This is a genomic window from Treponema sp. UBA7567, from assembly GCF_002476655.1.
Taxonomy (GTDB): domain Bacteria; phylum Spirochaetota; class Spirochaetia; order Treponematales; family Treponemataceae; genus Treponema_D.
The window spans coordinates 1-15183 of sequence record NZ_DLLH01000057.1 but is presented as its reverse complement, the minus strand read 5'-3'; the positions used below and the strand labels follow the sequence as shown (position 1 = coordinate 15183).

The 15183-nt window shown below is 41.2% G+C and carries 12 protein-coding genes; 4 read left to right on the top strand and 8 right to left on the bottom strand.

Annotation, left to right across the window (positions count from 1 at the left end; all coding sequences use genetic code 11):
* A partial coding sequence (locus B3Y13_RS07360; protein WP_296693662.1) for an aminotransferase class I/II-fold pyridoxal phosphate-dependent enzyme occupies positions 1-562 on the bottom strand: 562 nt, incomplete at its 3' end.
* Between the two features lie 251 nt (positions 563-813).
* On the opposite strand from B3Y13_RS07360, the gene B3Y13_RS07355 reads away from it, so the two are divergent.
* Positions 814-2766: a hypothetical protein gene (locus B3Y13_RS07355; protein WP_296693660.1), complete on the top strand. Its 1953-nt coding sequence runs from the start codon at positions 814-816 to the stop codon at positions 2764-2766.
* Positions 2767-3032: 266 nt separating this feature from the next.
* Positions 3033-3461, top strand: coding sequence for a single-stranded DNA-binding protein (locus tag B3Y13_RS07350; RefSeq protein WP_296024023.1), 429 nt, complete (start codon positions 3033-3035; stop codon positions 3459-3461).
* Positions 3462-3801: 340 nt separating this feature from the next.
* On the opposite strand, the gene B3Y13_RS07345 is transcribed toward B3Y13_RS07350, so the two are convergent.
* Positions 3802-6153 carry a peptidase U32 family protein gene (locus B3Y13_RS07345; protein ID WP_296693656.1) on the bottom strand — a complete coding sequence of 784 codons (2352 nt, stop codon included), beginning with the start codon at positions 6151-6153 and terminating at the stop codon, positions 3802-3804.
* Between the two features lie 104 nt (positions 6154-6257).
* The gene (locus B3Y13_RS07340; RefSeq protein ID WP_296693654.1) at positions 6258-7361 is read right to left on the bottom strand and encodes a hypothetical protein; all 1104 of its coding nucleotides are present in this window, start codon (positions 7359-7361) and stop codon (positions 6258-6260) included.
* 107 nt (positions 7362-7468) lie between these two features.
* Between B3Y13_RS07340 and B3Y13_RS07335 the strand changes: the two genes are divergently transcribed.
* Entirely contained in the window at positions 7469-8074 is a 606-nt protein-coding gene (locus B3Y13_RS07335) for a glucosaminidase domain-containing protein (RefSeq protein ID WP_296667787.1), read from the top strand.
* A 162-nt stretch (positions 8075-8236) separates the two neighbouring features.
* Here B3Y13_RS07335 and pyrH read toward each other — a convergent pair whose 3' ends face one another.
* The 5 genes from pyrH to cysS are packed head-to-tail and all read right to left on the bottom strand — an operon-like array spanning position 8237 to position 13518.
* A complete protein-coding gene (gene pyrH / locus B3Y13_RS07330) occupies positions 8237-8935 on the bottom strand; it encodes a UMP kinase (RefSeq protein ID WP_296024035.1) in 699 nt (232 codons plus the stop codon).
* Positions 8936-8992: 57 nt separating this feature from the next.
* Positions 8993-10678, bottom strand: coding sequence for a transglutaminase domain-containing protein (locus tag B3Y13_RS07325; RefSeq protein WP_296024039.1), 1686 nt, complete (start codon positions 10676-10678; stop codon positions 8993-8995).
* Positions 10665-11378: an anti-sigma factor family protein gene (locus tag B3Y13_RS07320; protein ID WP_296693650.1), complete on the bottom strand. Its 714-nt coding sequence runs from the start codon at positions 11376-11378 to the stop codon at positions 10665-10667. The genes B3Y13_RS07325 and B3Y13_RS07320 overlap by 14 nt, the downstream gene beginning before the upstream one ends.
* Positions 11362-11919 carry an RNA polymerase sigma factor gene (locus tag B3Y13_RS07315; protein WP_288585961.1) on the bottom strand — a complete coding sequence of 186 codons (558 nt, stop codon included), beginning with the start codon at positions 11917-11919 and terminating at the stop codon, positions 11362-11364. The genes B3Y13_RS07320 and B3Y13_RS07315 overlap by 17 nt, the downstream gene beginning before the upstream one ends.
* Before the next feature lie 54 nt (positions 11920-11973).
* The gene (gene cysS / locus B3Y13_RS07310) at positions 11974-13518 is read right to left on the bottom strand and encodes a cysteine--tRNA ligase (RefSeq protein ID WP_296693646.1); all 1545 of its coding nucleotides are present in this window, start codon (positions 13516-13518) and stop codon (positions 11974-11976) included.
* A 333-nt stretch (positions 13519-13851) separates the two neighbouring features.
* Between cysS and B3Y13_RS07305 the strand changes: the two genes are divergently transcribed.
* Entirely contained in the window at positions 13852-14949 is a 1098-nt protein-coding gene (locus B3Y13_RS07305; protein ID WP_296693641.1) for a UDP-N-acetylmuramate dehydrogenase, read from the top strand.
* Positions 14950-15183 lie beyond the last annotated feature (234 nt).

The following is a 15183-nucleotide window of genomic DNA, read 5'->3' as shown; positions in this document are numbered from 1 at the left end:
AAATAATCGAAGAATCATTTTCGTTTGCAGCTTCGAGCATTTTTTCTTTACTCAAAGTCCAGTCGCCGTTGAGCGGGATTTTTTTAAGCGGAATATTGTAAAAGCCGCCATAAACCGGATAAAAAGAATAAGTGTGCTCCGGCAAAACAAGCTTGCGGTCGCTGTCAAAAAAAGCATAAAAAACAAAGCTCAAGACTTCGTCAGAACCGTTTCCTGCATAAATCATATCAGGCGTAACAGTAAAAGGAATTTTATCAGCCGGACAAGGTTCAACTTTCGCACCGCTTCCATTTTTCTTGCCGCCACAAACCTTTGCATGGGCCAAAACTCCGCCGCAATCGTTGAGCATCGAAGCAATCGCCATTTTTAATTCGTTGGAATCCGGATCCGGATAAAGCGCCATTTTTTTCGCATATTTTTTCGCCGCCTTTTCAACAGCCTTTGCAACAAGCGGACTTGGCGGATAAGGATTTTCGTTTGCATTGAGTTTTATGTAATTTCTGTCCTTTGGCTGTTCACCAGGAACATAAGGATGCAGATTTTTCATTCTTTCAGCAATCATTTTAATCTCCACAAAATCGTCAGATTTAAAAGTTGACTTTTATTTTATGCTCAAAAAACTTTTGTTTCAATTAAAAATCAAAAAATGTAAAAAACTGGGGGCATCGTGCAAAGCACGACCGGGTCCTTGCGTTATAAAATTGCCCTGCAATTTTTCCGTTCAGCCGCGCTTGCGCGCGTCCGAACCGCTTACGCGGCTAACGGCCCCTTGCCCGCAATGACAAAACCAAAATTAATTGATAGAATATTTCTATGGCTACTACTACTTCAATTATTGTCCTGCTAAAATTTTTTGCAGGCCGGCAGAACAATGCCTCTATAGACTTCGGGGAGTTTACAGAATATTTAAAACGCTACTCAGAGCATCACCTTGAAGAGCAGCCTTCCCTTGTAAATTACATGACAGACACTGCAAACGTTCTTTTAAAAGAGCTCGAAAAACTGTCTGCAAACCATCAGGTTTTAATTTTATCTCCTACTGCCGAAAAAAAAATCATCATCGTAATCGCTTTTTTTATCGAAAAATTTTCACAGCGCTACAAAGAAATTTTAGCTCAGCCAATGACGCCATTTCCTCAGGAATCTGACATTCCAAAAAAAATTCCGTCGGAAATTATCACGCGCAGAACCGGAGCAGAACTTCTAAACGAACTTTTGACAAAAGAAACACTTTCTGACAAATATCTGTACGGACTTACAATGCCTCACGATATGCCGTCAATTCTTCTTCCTTCGCTGGTTTCTGTTCACACTCTTGCAGAATGTGCTGTTCAAAAATTGCGCACAATGCTTGCAAAAGAAGAACATCACGATTATTTTATAAAAAAATTGACGGTTTCTAATCCAGGAAAAGAAATGACCGCCAAAAATATATTTAACAAATTCGTTCAAAGTATAGATGCCTTGACAATGTTCAAGGAACCAGAAGATTCTTTCTATTTTTTGACGCAGCTTCTGTTTTTTATCCGCCAGGATTACGAAAAAGTAAAGGATTACACGGCAGAAGATGTTGGAATTCTGCATGCAGTTTATATTCTCGAAATCATAGCAAACTACTACAAAACACGCGCTCAGGAAAATTCAAAAAAGGAAACTGCATTCAAAAATCTTGAGCAGCAACTTTCAAAACCTCCATATTATTTTACGCTCGGAACAATTGCAAAATTTACGAGTTCGAGCGGAGTTCCGCTTTTGGGACAATACAGCGAAGAGGAGCTCAAAAATTTTCTTCACACAAAAACGACGGAAAGCCTGGCAAATGATTTGCCTGAAATTCTTGTATTTAAAACTGAGCTCGATAAACAGCCGTATTTTATCTACAAAAATAAAGTTATGCCGTTGATTATGAGACTTTGCACAGACGCGCGCGCAACAATCAGAGAAACAATCCGCAAAAACTGGTTTAAAGTCCTTAAGGATTTTGATGATTTACCTGAAATGAAAGACCAGAAAGCATTTGAAAAACGGCTCGAAAAAGAAGTTTCCGTGCAGTCGCCTGTTTTGTACGCGCTCTTAACATCTTCATTTTTGCCGCTTATAAATTACGAAGTAAACATGCAGCAGGACGAATCCGGACTTGAAGGCGGAAGAATTTCGCTTTTTGAAAACGGAAGGCTTATTCCTTATTCTGAAATTTTATTGATGAACAGACAGGAACTTTTAACCGACACAAAAATTCTCCTTCCTGTCTGGTACACAATTCCTGTTGTTTCGTGGATTATGAGACTGATAATGCGTCCGCCAAAATCAAAAAAACAAAAAACAGAAAAAACTTCTGCGCAGCTTTATCGAGAACAGGAAGCAGAAAATAGCAAACATGATAAAATGGAAATGGCTCTTTCAAAAAAATCAATGGTTTCGAGAAAAGTTGCTCTCAGAGAATCTGCCCGTAAACTGGAAGAAGAACTAGTTCCGTCAAGCTCAACATTAGACAGAGAACTTCATTCTTATGAGCGCACGTGGAACAAACTTATTGGAAAAGCAACCCACAATAATCTGACCGAAGACGTAAATTCTTTGATTAGAGATTATCTGCGAAAAGTTTTGAGGCATATAAGCTCCGAAGGATTTAACAGAGAGCGGATTGAAAATCTTGCAGACACATTGGCAAAAACACCGGCTTTGCAGAAAATTGGCGAAACCGATGCAATGCTTATGTATATTCAGCTTTATATTGTTAAGCTCGTAAAAAATCTTCCGGCATAGTTTTTAAGTTTATTGAAATTTTAAAGCCGGAATTTGCGGCAGGGATGGTAGTGGACGCAAAGCGTGTGCAAAGCACCGGCAGCCACGGACAGCCCGATTTTTACACAGCAAAGCGGAGTAAAAAGCCGCCCAATAAAAAAACTAAAAAAAATTATAATTTTCTCAAAAAAATGTGTAAATGTTGACATTCATTGCAAATATATAAGTGTACACAGTTTTGGGTTTTGCCCATGCCGGCCGGAAACACTTTTTTACAGGAGATTCTTATGAATGCAATGAATCAGATTATTATTGAAGGCAACATTGTTCGTGCGCCAACTCACAAAGAAACACCGAGAGGAACAAAAGTAACAAGCGTTCCGATTGCCGTAAATCATTTTTACAAAGACAGTTCTGGCAAAGATGTCGATGAGGTCGGTTTTTACGAAGTAGAAACCTGGGGCGAAAAATTCAGCGCGCTTATGGCAAAATACGCTTTGCAAGGGCGCGGAGTGCGGATTGTCGGGCGCTTGAAGCAAGACCGGTGGAAAGATGAAAACGGCAAAAACCACTCGAAAGTTTTTATTGTGGCGGAACACGTTGATTTTAAGCCGATGAAAAAAAGCAATGTAAAATCAGACGAAAATGCCGATGATGAAAAACGAAATCTAGAAATTGCAGCGCAAGGACTTGCTCAAGAAGAAAGTGTTTTTTAACAAAAGCGCCGCGCCGTAAAGTGTAAAGTATGGATTTTTGACCAATTCTTAGAATAAAGGTTGAAAATTTATACGGAACGGAACTGTTCAAAAAAGCTATAAAACTTTTAGAACAGTTCCGTTCATTTTTTTTAGGCAAATTGTTTTTAGATTCAATTTCAAGTTCTAACTTTTACTCATTATCGGGCTTGCCCCGATAATCCGTTGAAAAATTCCAGTAGATTGCCAACCCCGAGTTTTATATGCAAACATCGCGGTGTCAAGCACAGCAATGCAAACCTTTGTTAGGTTTGCAAGCTGTTTTTTTCAAAACTCGACATTCGCCCTTTTAGAAAAAAAATTATCTTTTTCCGTGTCCGCGAGAAGAATATTTAGAAAAAGAATTTGATTTTTTTCTTCTGTCGCCGCCATTTTTTCCATAAACCGATGAAGAATTAAAATTGCTGTTTTTTCTGTTGCCCTTGCCATAGCCGTTAGAACGTCCTGACGAAGCCATTTCTGCTTTTTCAGCGCTCTGTCTTTCGGCGGCTGCTTTGTAGGCTTCCATTTTTTCAGGATTATAAAAACCGTCTTTCCAGTTGAATCTTCCTGTTTCTGGAATCGGCTGAGATTTTATAATGCTGTTTACGACCATTTTGCATTCGGCACGTGTTACTTTTGTGCGGCTAAAGTCAATCAAAATGTGACGGAATCCGTCTTTTTGAAGCTGAGCCGTCTTGTCGGCAATACTGAACGGATTTTCTGGCATTACGACAGTTCCGTCCTGATTTGAAAGAACTTTGAACGGCATCTCTTTTTTGTCCCAAAAGTACATAAAATCGTAACTTTCAGGAAGCCTAAAGCGTATGCGGAAAAGTGCCGGATAAGCATACACCGTAACCATAAGGCGGTCACGAACATTGCGTTCAAAAGTGTTGAGAATATTCTCGCGATTATTTTCAATAGGCGTTATAAAAGCGCCAATATCTTGATTTTCAAGCCAGCTTACAGCCCACCGGTTAAATGTATAAAGATAAGGACCTGCAATAAGATTTACGCCCTTTCCTTTAAGCATTTGAATTTCGGCAAGGTTATTTACTATAAAAGTTTTAAATCCGTCTGCAACGAGCTGAGCAAGAGTTTCCGAGAGATCCTGAGCCGAAGCTTGAGGAACATACGGATTAAGCGAAATTATAATCTGCTTTTTAGAGAATGGAAGTACTGTCTTGTGAGCCAAAAGGTCTATCTGAGTCTCAAAATTGAGTTCAAGAATTACACGAACTGGAGACATGCTCTGAATCTGGAACATATCAGAAATTGTGCTGACTTGAACGTAAGTACCTTCTGGAAAGTAAGAAAGTTCGTTCTTTGCAACAGGCGTTAAATCCAAAACAGGAAGGATTTCATCTCCCGGCTGACTGCGGAAACGGCTTATGTCTTGAGGAAGAACGCGAGGATAATGCTTTGACATAGATTTTGTCTGCAAAAGATAAACTTCATCTTCTCGGCTAAATCCTCTTGGAATATCAATCCAACGTGAACCGTCACTGTCAAATTCAACTGAGCGAATCTTGTGGCTTACACGCCCAGAATCGTCCTTTTTGTGGAGCCGAATTGAATCGCCCGGATCCGGATCGTAACTTCCACCGGCAAGCTGAGCCATAACAATCTGCCAGTCTTCAAAATCGGCATTTGGACCTGCGGCAAGACGCGCCTTTTCCTTTGCTTCGTCACTTGCAGCACGAATTTTCGAAATACGTCCAAGATAAATTCCTGTTCCTCCGGCCTGGTTTGGATTCAAGATTGCGTTGCCGGCTTTTTCAACACCTTCTTCGTTAGTTTTAAAGTTGTACCAGTAAGTTGTTTTTGAACGGGCAAAGTCTGTGCTCAACATTCGTTTTGCAGCGGCAACAGCACCTTTTCTATCTTCCTGATAATGATCCATAAGATAACGATATGCGGCGGTTACAGCGCCAACATATTCAGCGCTTTTCATTCGCCCTTCAATTTTGAAAGACTCAATGCCTATATCCATAAGATCTGGAATTTTTTCAATTAACTGAAGGTCGCCAGGAGAAAAATAATATCCCTGTTTTTGACCAGAAGCTGTCTCGGCAGTGTAAAAACGACGGCAGGCTTGAGTGCACATTCCGCGGTTTGCAGATTTTCCACCGAGAAAACTTGAAAAGAGACAGAGTCCGCTTTCACTTACGCACAAAGCACCGTGAACAAACATCTCGATTTCGCAAGTTGTATTCTGTTTAATTTGGCGGACTTCTTCGAGACCAAGTTCGCGTGCAACAACGACGCGAGAAAGCCCGGCTTTTTGCAGCAAATTTACACCGTCTGCGCTTTCAACGTTGATTTGAGTTGAACCATGCAGCTCGAGATTTGGGAAGAACTCCTGGCACATTCTTAAAACACCATAATCCTGAACTATAAGACCATCTGGACCAATTTTGTTGAGATAACTTAAAAAACGGTAAAGTCTTTCTGTTTCTTCTTCCTGACTGACAGTATTTACAGTCACGTAAATTTTTTTGCCTTGACGATGAAGAGAATTTACAGTTGCTTCAAACTGGTTCCACGCAAAATTTGAAGAACGAAGACGGGCATTAAAACTCTTAAGCCCAAGATATACAGCATCTGCCCCTTCACCAATTGCGGCGTCAAGAGCTTCAATATTTCCTGCTGGAGCTAATAATTCTGACATACCGCAATAGTAACACAATTTTTAATTTTTTGTCACGAGAAGAGAATTTTTGTAAAGAATTTTATTCTGCTAAAAAAAATTCATCTTCGTTTTTGTTATTTCGTTCACTTAGTTTTTTCATATTTTTTTTCGCTGTTTTTTGCTCCGGGAGTTGCGCCTTCCACTAGAGACCAGTCATCAGTTCCGGTTTCTATTACTGTTTGAGAGCCAATGTCATTTTCAGGCGAATATTCTTCTGTCAGTTTTTCAATATTCATTCTGCACATTGTCCTTGTAAGACTGATTCCATCGGCTATTACGGAATTTTTTGGTTCATATCCGTCTTTCCAAATTCCGCTTTCGTAGGCTTCGAGCGCCAAAGATTTTTGTCCGGCATAGTACCACGATTGTTTTCCTGTGGCACTGAATAAAACTGCATCTTGCAGTATATTACGGCAACTGTCACGAATTACAATTACATCGCTGTCGCTTATACGGCTTTCTTTTCCTTCAACCCATAAATCGCGCGAATTTGAACTGTCAGTTCCTGTGCTCAAAGAAAGATTTTCTACCAGCTCGTCGATGCACTCGCCCTCGTCTAACGTCCTAAAATGAACTACAATATATTCACCTTTTTTTACGTTGATGTCAGGAAAAACATATTTTTTACTTTCGCCGTCGCTTCCTGTAACAATTTCAAGCCCGGCCGTACTTCCATCTTTTAGAACATAAACTTCGACAAATTCGCATTTTTTTAACATTCCTTTGCTCGTACTGTGTTTTGAACGGATTTCTGACAGAACAAGTCTTGCCGGTTTTTCGTTAAATCCTGTAAAAGGCAAGCTGAATGTTAGCTCGTTTCCGGCACTGTCCTTTATTGAACCGCTAAAAATATAATTCATTCCGACCTCAGTCGGCTCTTTTAGCAAGAAATTTATTCTTTTTCCGTCATCAAAATACTGAGTATCAGAGTTTTCTTCAATATATTCTCCAGCATCCGATTTTATCTGAACATTTTGAACCGAAACTTTTTCTGAACAAACCATGACAAGACTCGAACTGTCTTCTACAAAAAAAGAAAGAATTTTTGGAACTGACATTTCTGCCGAGATTATTTCTATTCCTTCTTCTGTAACACGGCACGACAGCGGAAAACAGGCAACAAAAACAGTCAATGAACTAAGAAATAAAACTGTCAAAACCATTCTAAAAAAGTGCTTTAAATTCATTTTTCCTCCAAATTTTTGCTTTTACTATATATATGGCTCTGAAAATTAACTTTTACACATTTTTTTTGAGTTTTTCAGAATTTTTTAATTTTTTCCGATACTTGAATATGTTCAAACGTAAAATTTCTAAGTTTCTTTTTTTGGGAATCACATCCTTTTTCTTTTCAGCCGTATTTTTTTCATGTATTTCTCCAGGCATAAAAGAAGAAAAATCCTGCTCGAGAAAATTGCTTGCAGACGGAATTAAAAATGAAAATCAGCTTGCTGAATTTTTTCTTTCGGAAAATCCAAATATTTCTCTGCAAAAAGTAAAAAGCCTTGCAAAAGATTATATTCAGGAAGCAAAAACTGAAGGAATTAACAGCGACGTTGCCTTTGTGCAGATGTGCCTTGAAACAGGATTTTTAAAATTTGGGAATCTTGTAAAAAGTGATTGGCACAATTACTGCGGTTTAGGAGCAATTAATTCTTCTAAGCCAGGAGAAAAATTTCCAGACCAGCAAACAGGAGTGCGCGCCCATATTCAGCATTTGCAGGCTTATGCAACGACAGAAGACGTAAAACTAAAAAAAACGCTTGTAGATCCTCGATACAACTGGGTTCACAAGACAAAACTTGCATATTCGGTATTTGACCTTGCAGGAACATGGGCAGCTGACAAAAACTATGGAACAAAACTGGACGCTCTCTTAGCAAAACTGGAACAGTTTTAATGCGAAAAAACGCATCTTGCGCCGGACACGGCGGGCTTTAGTTGACGGCTGTGCCGGCAATGAGCGTTAGCGAACCCAAAGCGGCCGGTTATAAAGAATTGCAGAACGCAGACAAAAAAAAGCGGCATTTTTACGAAAAATGTCGCCCCTATTTTTTGATTTTTATCCGCGGATTGTTGTTCCAACGTAATTTTTATCTTCGAGAATCGCCTTTATGTTCTCAAGATTTTTTCCGCCGGCGCAAATTACTGTAAGACCAAGCGACTGCGCTTTTTTTGAAGCAATCGGGTCAAACGGACAGTTTTTGCCTGGAGTCCACTCGTCGCCGACAATTTTTCTAAAATCTGCCCATGAAATCTCGTCGATTGGAGTTGCGTCCGGATTTTTGCGCGGGTCGTCTGTGTAGACTTTTTCGATATTGCTTAAATTTACGACCGTCTTTGCGCCGAATTTTTCTGCAAGAAGAACCGCATCGTTGTCGGTTGAAAAACCTGGCTTCCATCCTGCCGCAAGCAAAACTGAACCTGTAAATTCTTTTGCTACAGTCGGATCGGTTACAACTGATTCTCGGCACAAATCGCCAAAGCTTGCCTTTACAAACTGCGCATTGAGCCTTGTTGCCATAATTCCAATCCAGTCAGCCGCTTCTGTTGAATTGTCAGGAGAAGTTTCTGTTACTGCGCGGAATGCATTTTGATAAATTCGTGCCGGTCCGCCACCGCCGACTACAAAAATAAGCTTATCTTCTTTGTGTTCCGCAAGATACTGTTTAATGAGCGAAACAAATTTTTTTACGAATTCAACATCAGGTCCTTCAGGAGCTACAATCGAGCCTCCAACCGACAAAACTTTTACAGACATTTTGTCCTCCACAATTTTTTATAAAATCTCTAAAAACAAAGATTTTTAAAGATGCTCTTAATATACTCCGGCAATTACCGGTTCATTCCACAGAGAACTATAATTTACAGTTCCTGCAGAAGATTCTTCCCAAATTGACTGAACGGCGAAAGTTCTATCGCGGCTTACACTGTGTCCACCAGAAAGTGTCGGCTTAACTTCGTTGTATCCGCGTGAAAAAATAATATGCTGGCTGTCGATATTGCCAAAATAGAAAGTCTTAGGATCTTCAACATTTTTGAACGATTTGTATTCAAGCCCAGAACCAAGAGCAATATCGACCGGAACCCAGCCAAAATTTTCTATGTAAAATTCGCTCCACCAGTGCGAAAAAGCCTGCATTTCAGAATCAACAAGAATTCCTGCAACAGGAAGACATGGAATTTTCAAGGCGCGCAAAAGCGTCGTGTAGACAATTGCAAAATCATAAGAATCGCCTTTTTTGTCTTCGAGCAAGTCTTTTACATCTGAGCCTGATTTTCTGAGTTTTTTTGTAACCGCAAAATTTTCAAGCATATATTCGTAAATCATTTTTGCCTGAAAATACGGATTAGTTTCTTTTTTGACGATTTTTTTTGCAAGGCCGGCAAAATCTTCATCTTCCGAAGCAATAACTTCATCCGGTTTTGTAAATGCCGTGTAAAGAACGCGAGATTTTGCTGCAAAAGGTTTTACATTTTTTGCGTTAACCTTGGTTTGAACCGCGTAATCTTCAACAACAAAACTATGAGTAAAAGTAATTTTTTTTGAAGATGCCTTAGAAAGTTCTGTTTGATGAATTACCGTGTTCTGATAATTTTCAAAAACCGGCTCAGGAGTACATTCCGTCATCTGAACAAAAGGCTGCCGTGAGTTTTTTACAGGCCGCGGAACGTGCAGAGAAATAGTCGTATTTGATTTTGAATTTATGTCGTCTATATCTGTGTTTAAGTGAATTAAGTATGTTTTTTTGTCAGAATATTTTTTGGTTCCGAGCGTAGATTTTAAATTTAAGCCTGCATAATTGCTAGTTCCTTTTTCTGTCTGAACGTAAATATTTCCACTGGCAGCGCCGTTTGGAACTCTTACGTGAATTTCGCTGTCGCTCCAATATTCGTAATCGTAATCTTCGCCAGCAGCTTCGATAAAGGCAATATCATCGGAAGAGGTTGAATTTTCCGGTAAATTTGCCGTAAAGAAAATTTTTGAATTGCTGCGGACTGTTCCAAAATTTGTTCCGCTCAAAACAATCAGCTGCCCTACAAAAGCGGATTCTGGAGAAACTGAAGAAATTACAGGCATTATTGTTTTTGTATCTGGCGGAACTTCAACAGGGATTCCTGCTTCATTTGCAAAAAATCCAGGTTTTGACTGCCCTGCTTTTGTTGAAACAATTACAAGCCCATCTTGAACATTTGACGGTAAAACGAGCTTTATGTGCTCGTCTGTCCATTCAAGAAAACCAGAAGCCGTAATTCTTGAACCGCCGACTTCTACAAAGTCAGAAGATTTTTTTAAGCTGCCGAAATTTCGCCCCGCAATTACCATAACATCGCCAGGAGAACCTACAGACGGAGTTATAGAATCAATTTGCGGTATTTTTCTAGCCTGATATGTTACAACAGAAACAAAAACAAGAACAAAAAAAATTGCAAAAATTATCGAACAAGTTCTGAATAAAGGATATTTTCTAAAAAGAACTGAAAACTTTTCAGCGATTTTCAATTTTTTCTGCCTTCCTCATTGGAATAGTGTACATACGTGGAACTTCTATTCTAACAGAGACGGACGAATTGTTAAAGTCCGGGCGAAAAACATCAATATCGTCAAAACTGTCGTTCAAATTAGAAGCAAGGCTAGTAGCCGAAACAACCTTTTGGTTTGGATTGAGAACCGGTGAATCGGAGTTTTCTTCTTTTGCTTCTATTTTTTCTTCAACCTGTTTGGCAGAACTAAGAGCCGTAGAAATTTTTAAGCTGTCCAAATTTCCATCAACTACGACCCTGCTTTCCTGGATCGGCTTTATCTGAGTCCGGGCAATGGCAGTAAGCTCTTTCTGTTCTTTTGAATTTGATTTTAAACTGAGAGGAGTTACAATAACCGCGAAAACCGCAGCGACGGCCGCAAAACCGCTCGCCCACTTTATGTATGGCCGAACAATGTATGATTTTTCGCAGCGCTCAGTTGTTTTCTTAAAACGCATCTTTGTCTGGAGGCGCTCAAAGCTCTGCTCAAGATAAGTCTGGTCAAGTCTTACAGAAAGAGCATCTTCTCTAAAAGGAACAGAAACCTTTCTGAGTTTTTCGAGCTCGGCCTTACATTTTTCACAGCCTGCAACATGGTTTTCATATTCCTTTAAAAATTCTTCCGGGAGTTCGCCATCGAGATAAATTGAATGAAGATCTTTTTCAGGACAAGTAGACATCATCGCCTCCAATGAGTTTTTCCAGTTGTTCTCGGGCACGGAACATGCGAATTTTTACATTTCCTTCCGTAATTCCCAAAACTTTTCCGATTTCTTTATAATTTAAATCTCCGTATTCACGAAGAATAATCACTTCTTTTAATGTTTTAGGCAGTTTTTCTAAAGCAGCAAGCGCAATTTTTTGAGTTTCCTGCCTTAACAAATCTGTTTCGCCGGAAGTCTGTTGACGTCTGTCTTCGTAAAGTGCCTTTTGATAAGCAGTTCTTTCTCTTTTTTTGCGGAGCGCATAATTCAGCGAAGCATTTTTTACTACTCTTATAAGCCAGAATTTTGCATCGTTCATTGTAGGAAACGACATTTTTTTTTCGCTGGCCTTTATGTAAGAGTCGTGAACAATGTCTTCCGCTGCATCTTCATCATTTACAATACGCCACGAAACCTTAAAGAGAAGAATCATAGTTTCATTGTAAATGCGGCGAAAATCCGCGGAGTTTGCAGCATTCAACGGTTTTTCACTGGCTTCCACATTATTAGAAATCATCTTTGCCTCAAAAAGTTACAGAAAAAATAAGAAAAATCTTATTTTCAATTTATTTTAATTTCGTTTCCAGGTTGGTCCCTGTGCAGTGTCTATAATCGTAATTCCGCGGGCTGCAAGGTCATTACGAATTTGGTCGGCTTTTGCGAAATCCTTCGCTTTTTTTGCCGCTGTACGCTCCTCAACAAGCGCGGTGATTTCCGCCGCTTCCGGGTCGCCTGCGTGGTCATCTGCCTTTGAAGAGATTTCCGTCTGCTTTTCAAGCTCGGCAAACGCGTTTTCAATCACTTTGAGCGAGAGAACTTTGTCCATCGTAAAAATATCGGCAAGGCAGTCAACTGCAGGGCGGCTTTTTCCGTTTGATTCTTTCTGCATTGCGGCCATTGCAACTGGAGTCAAAAGGTCGTTTTCGAGGCCTTCGCGGAACTTTTTAAGATTTTCGCTTTCACCGTCTTTGCGCAGTTTTTCGGCAATAGATGAAAGTTTTTCAGCGTAGTTTTCTTTTGTAAGACCGAGATTTTCCTCGCTGTTCGCTTTTTGAATCAGCTTTGCGACTCTCGCGTTCAATGCCGCGCGTCCGTTTTTTGCTCCGTCCATCGCGTCCCAAGAAAAATAAATCTGCTTGCGGTAGTGTCCGCCCAAAAGGAAGAATCTGTAGTCAAGCGCGTCGTAGCCTTTGTCAAGAAGCGACTGCAGGCGCAGAAAATTTCCAGAAGACTTCGACATCTTGTTTCCGCCCTCGATTACCAGAAATTCATTGTGAAGCCAGTATTTTACCCACGGACCTTCAGCCCTTTCTTCCGGCGTGAAGCTTCCTTCCGACTGCGCAATCTCGTTTGTGTGGTGGACTGGAATGTGGTCAACACCGCCAGTGTGAATGTCGATGTGCTTTCCGAGATATTTCATGCTCATCGCCGAGCACTCGATATGCCAGCCCGGATAGCCTCTCCCCCACGGAGAATCCCAAGTCATCGCCTGGTTTTCAAATTTAGATTTTGTGAACCAAAGCACAAAGTCGCCCGGATTCCGCTTGTTCTCGTCGATAATTGAAACCTTTCTTCTTCCGGCTCCGGCTTTAAGCTCGTCAAGGTTCAAGTTCGCGAGCTTTCCATAGTCAGGATAAGTTGAAATGTCATAGTAAAGATTTCCACCCGCTGTGTAAGTGTGTCCGTTCGCCTCGATTTTCTTGATAAGCTCAATCATATCGGAAATATGCTCGGTCGCCTTGCAGATAACGTCCGGGTGGCGGATATTAAGCGCGTCGATGTCCGCCATAAAAGCGTCAGTGTAGAATTTCGCAACGTCAAGAACGCTCTGGTGCCGCTCCTCGGCAGTCTTAACCATTTTGTCCTCGCCGTCGTCAGCGTCTCCAGTCAAATGTCCAACGTCGGTGATGTTCATAACGTGCTTGATGTCGTAGCCAAGATAGGTCAGAGTTTTGTCGAGAATGTCAAGAAAAACGTATGCGCGCAGGTTTCCTATGTGCGCGTAATTGTAAACTGTCGGGCCGCAGCCGTAAAATCCGACATATTTTTTATCCGGGTCAACTGGAACAAATTCTTCAATCTTTTTTCCCATTGTGTTGAAAAGTTTAAGCGCCATATTGTTCTCCTTATAAAAAGTCAACGAGAAAATCTCAATTTTCGATTTGACTTTTAAAGCGCATTCGCAAATGAAATTAGAATGCGCAGTTGATGGGGAAGTTTGCAACGCAAACTTTCAAAACTGAAAACTGACACTATTTTTGGCAGTTTTCAGTTTGCTCTCCATATTTTTATGATTTTTTCGGGAGTTCCGGCGCGCTGCGCCGTCGGGCTTTTCGTGGTTCCGCTCTCGCTCCATTGTTTTGGGAAGCGGTTTTTGAAAGCCCTGCCAGCCCCAAAACAACGCGCTGCGCCACTACAATCCCTAACTCGATTTCATTATAATTTTCATATGATTTTAAGCCAATTTTCTCTTCTTTTCAATGATACGAAAAATTTCCGCGGAGAAGCAAAGCAAAACGAAAGCCTTGCAAAGCACTGCACAATGCGCGTCGGCGGCCCCGCAAAACTTTTCATCGAGCCTTTTGACACGGAAAGCCTTGTTTTCGCATTGAAAAGCGCGGAAAAAGCCGGGCTTGACTTTTATCTGCTCGGCGGCGGAAGCAACACGGTTTTTCCGGACGAAGGAATGAATCTTGTAATCTGCACAAGAAAAATCGGCTTGGAAGAGCCGGCAGAGTCGGCTCAGTCGGCTGAGCCGGTCCGCTTGCTGGAAAACAGCGAGGCTTGCGGAGCTAAGCGAATTCTTTGCCCGGCTGGCGCAAGCTGGGGCAGCGTTCTTGGATTCTGCAAAAAAAACAATCTCGGCGGCTTCGAGCCTTTTACAGCGCTGAGCGGAACAGTCGGCGGCGCGGTCTTTATGAACGCAAGCTGCTTTGGACTTGCAACTTCGGACAGGCTTTTAAGCGTAAGATATTTTGACGCTCAAAAAAACGAGATTTTGACTTATAAAACTGAAGAAAAAGACTGGGACTATAAAAAATCGCCTTTCCAGCCTTTAAAAGAAAAGCAAGAAGGGGGCGTTACGGGGGATTTGCCCCCGTTGAAGGGGGTAGCGGAAAACGCGCAGGTTGAGCCTTGCGAGACCGGAGCGGTTGGAGCGAGGGGGACTTTTCCCCCGCATGATAAAAATGAGAAAAAAATAATTCTCTCGGCTGAATTCAAGGTAAAAGACGGTTTTGACGGCGGACTTTCGGAAAATGTGCGGCAAAAACGGGTGTCTATGGGGCATTTTAGGGCGGCGAGCGCGGGTTCGGCTTTTAAGAACGAGCCTGAGAAGGGGATTGTCGCCGGAAAGCTGATTGACGAGTGCGGACTAAAAGGCTTTTCGGCTGGCGGCGCGCAGATTGCTCCTTGGCACGCGAATTTTATAATAAATCCTGACGGAAAGGCGGCTGCGGCGGACATTCGCGCTTTGGTTGAGACGGTGCAAAAAAAAGTTTTTGAGGAAAAAGGCGTTCTTTTAAAGCCTGAAATTATTTTTGCGTGAAAGCGCATTTTGACGAATCAAGAAAAAGCGTTTGGACGGCAATCGTCACCATGACGAATCAAGAAAAAGCATTTGGACGGCGTTCGTCATCATGACGAATAGAGAAAAAGCGCTTGGTCGGCTTTCGTCATCATGACGAATCAAGACAAAGTGTTTGGACGGCAATCGTCATTTTGACGAAGCTCGAAAAAGTGTTTGGACGGCGTTCGTCATCATGACGAAGCGAGAAAAAGC

Bases quoted from the DNA above. Each gene is read 5' to 3' on its own strand.
- B3Y13_RS07355 (WP_296693660.1), top strand. From the start codon at position 814: ATGGCTACTACTACTTCAATTATTGTCCTGCTAAAATTTTTTGCAGGC.
- B3Y13_RS07320 (WP_296693650.1), bottom strand. From the start codon at position 11,378: ATGTCTACTTGTCCTGAAAAAGATCTTCATTCAATTTATCTCGATGGC.
- B3Y13_RS07335 (WP_296667787.1), top strand. From the start codon at position 7,469: ATGTTCAAACGTAAAATTTCTAAGTTTCTTTTTTTGGGAATCACATCC.
- B3Y13_RS07340 (WP_296693654.1), bottom strand. From the start codon at position 7,361: ATGAATTTAAAGCACTTTTTTAGAATGGTTTTGACAGTTTTATTTCTT.
- B3Y13_RS07315 (WP_288585961.1), bottom strand. From the start codon at position 11,919: ATGATTTCTAATAATGTGGAAGCCAGTGAAAAACCGTTGAATGCTGCA.
- cysS (WP_296693646.1), bottom strand. From the start codon at position 13,518: ATGGCGCTTAAACTTTTCAACACAATGGGAAAAAAGATTGAAGAATTT.
- B3Y13_RS07345 (WP_296693656.1), bottom strand. From the start codon at position 6,153: ATGTCAGAATTATTAGCTCCAGCAGGAAATATTGAAGCTCTTGACGCC.
- B3Y13_RS07305 (WP_296693641.1), top strand. From the start codon at position 13,852: ATGATTTTAAGCCAATTTTCTCTTCTTTTCAATGATACGAAAAATTTC.
- B3Y13_RS07350 (WP_296024023.1), top strand. From the start codon at position 3,033: ATGAATGCAATGAATCAGATTATTATTGAAGGCAACATTGTTCGTGCG.
- pyrH (WP_296024035.1), bottom strand. From the start codon at position 8,935: ATGTCTGTAAAAGTTTTGTCGGTTGGAGGCTCGATTGTAGCTCCTGAA.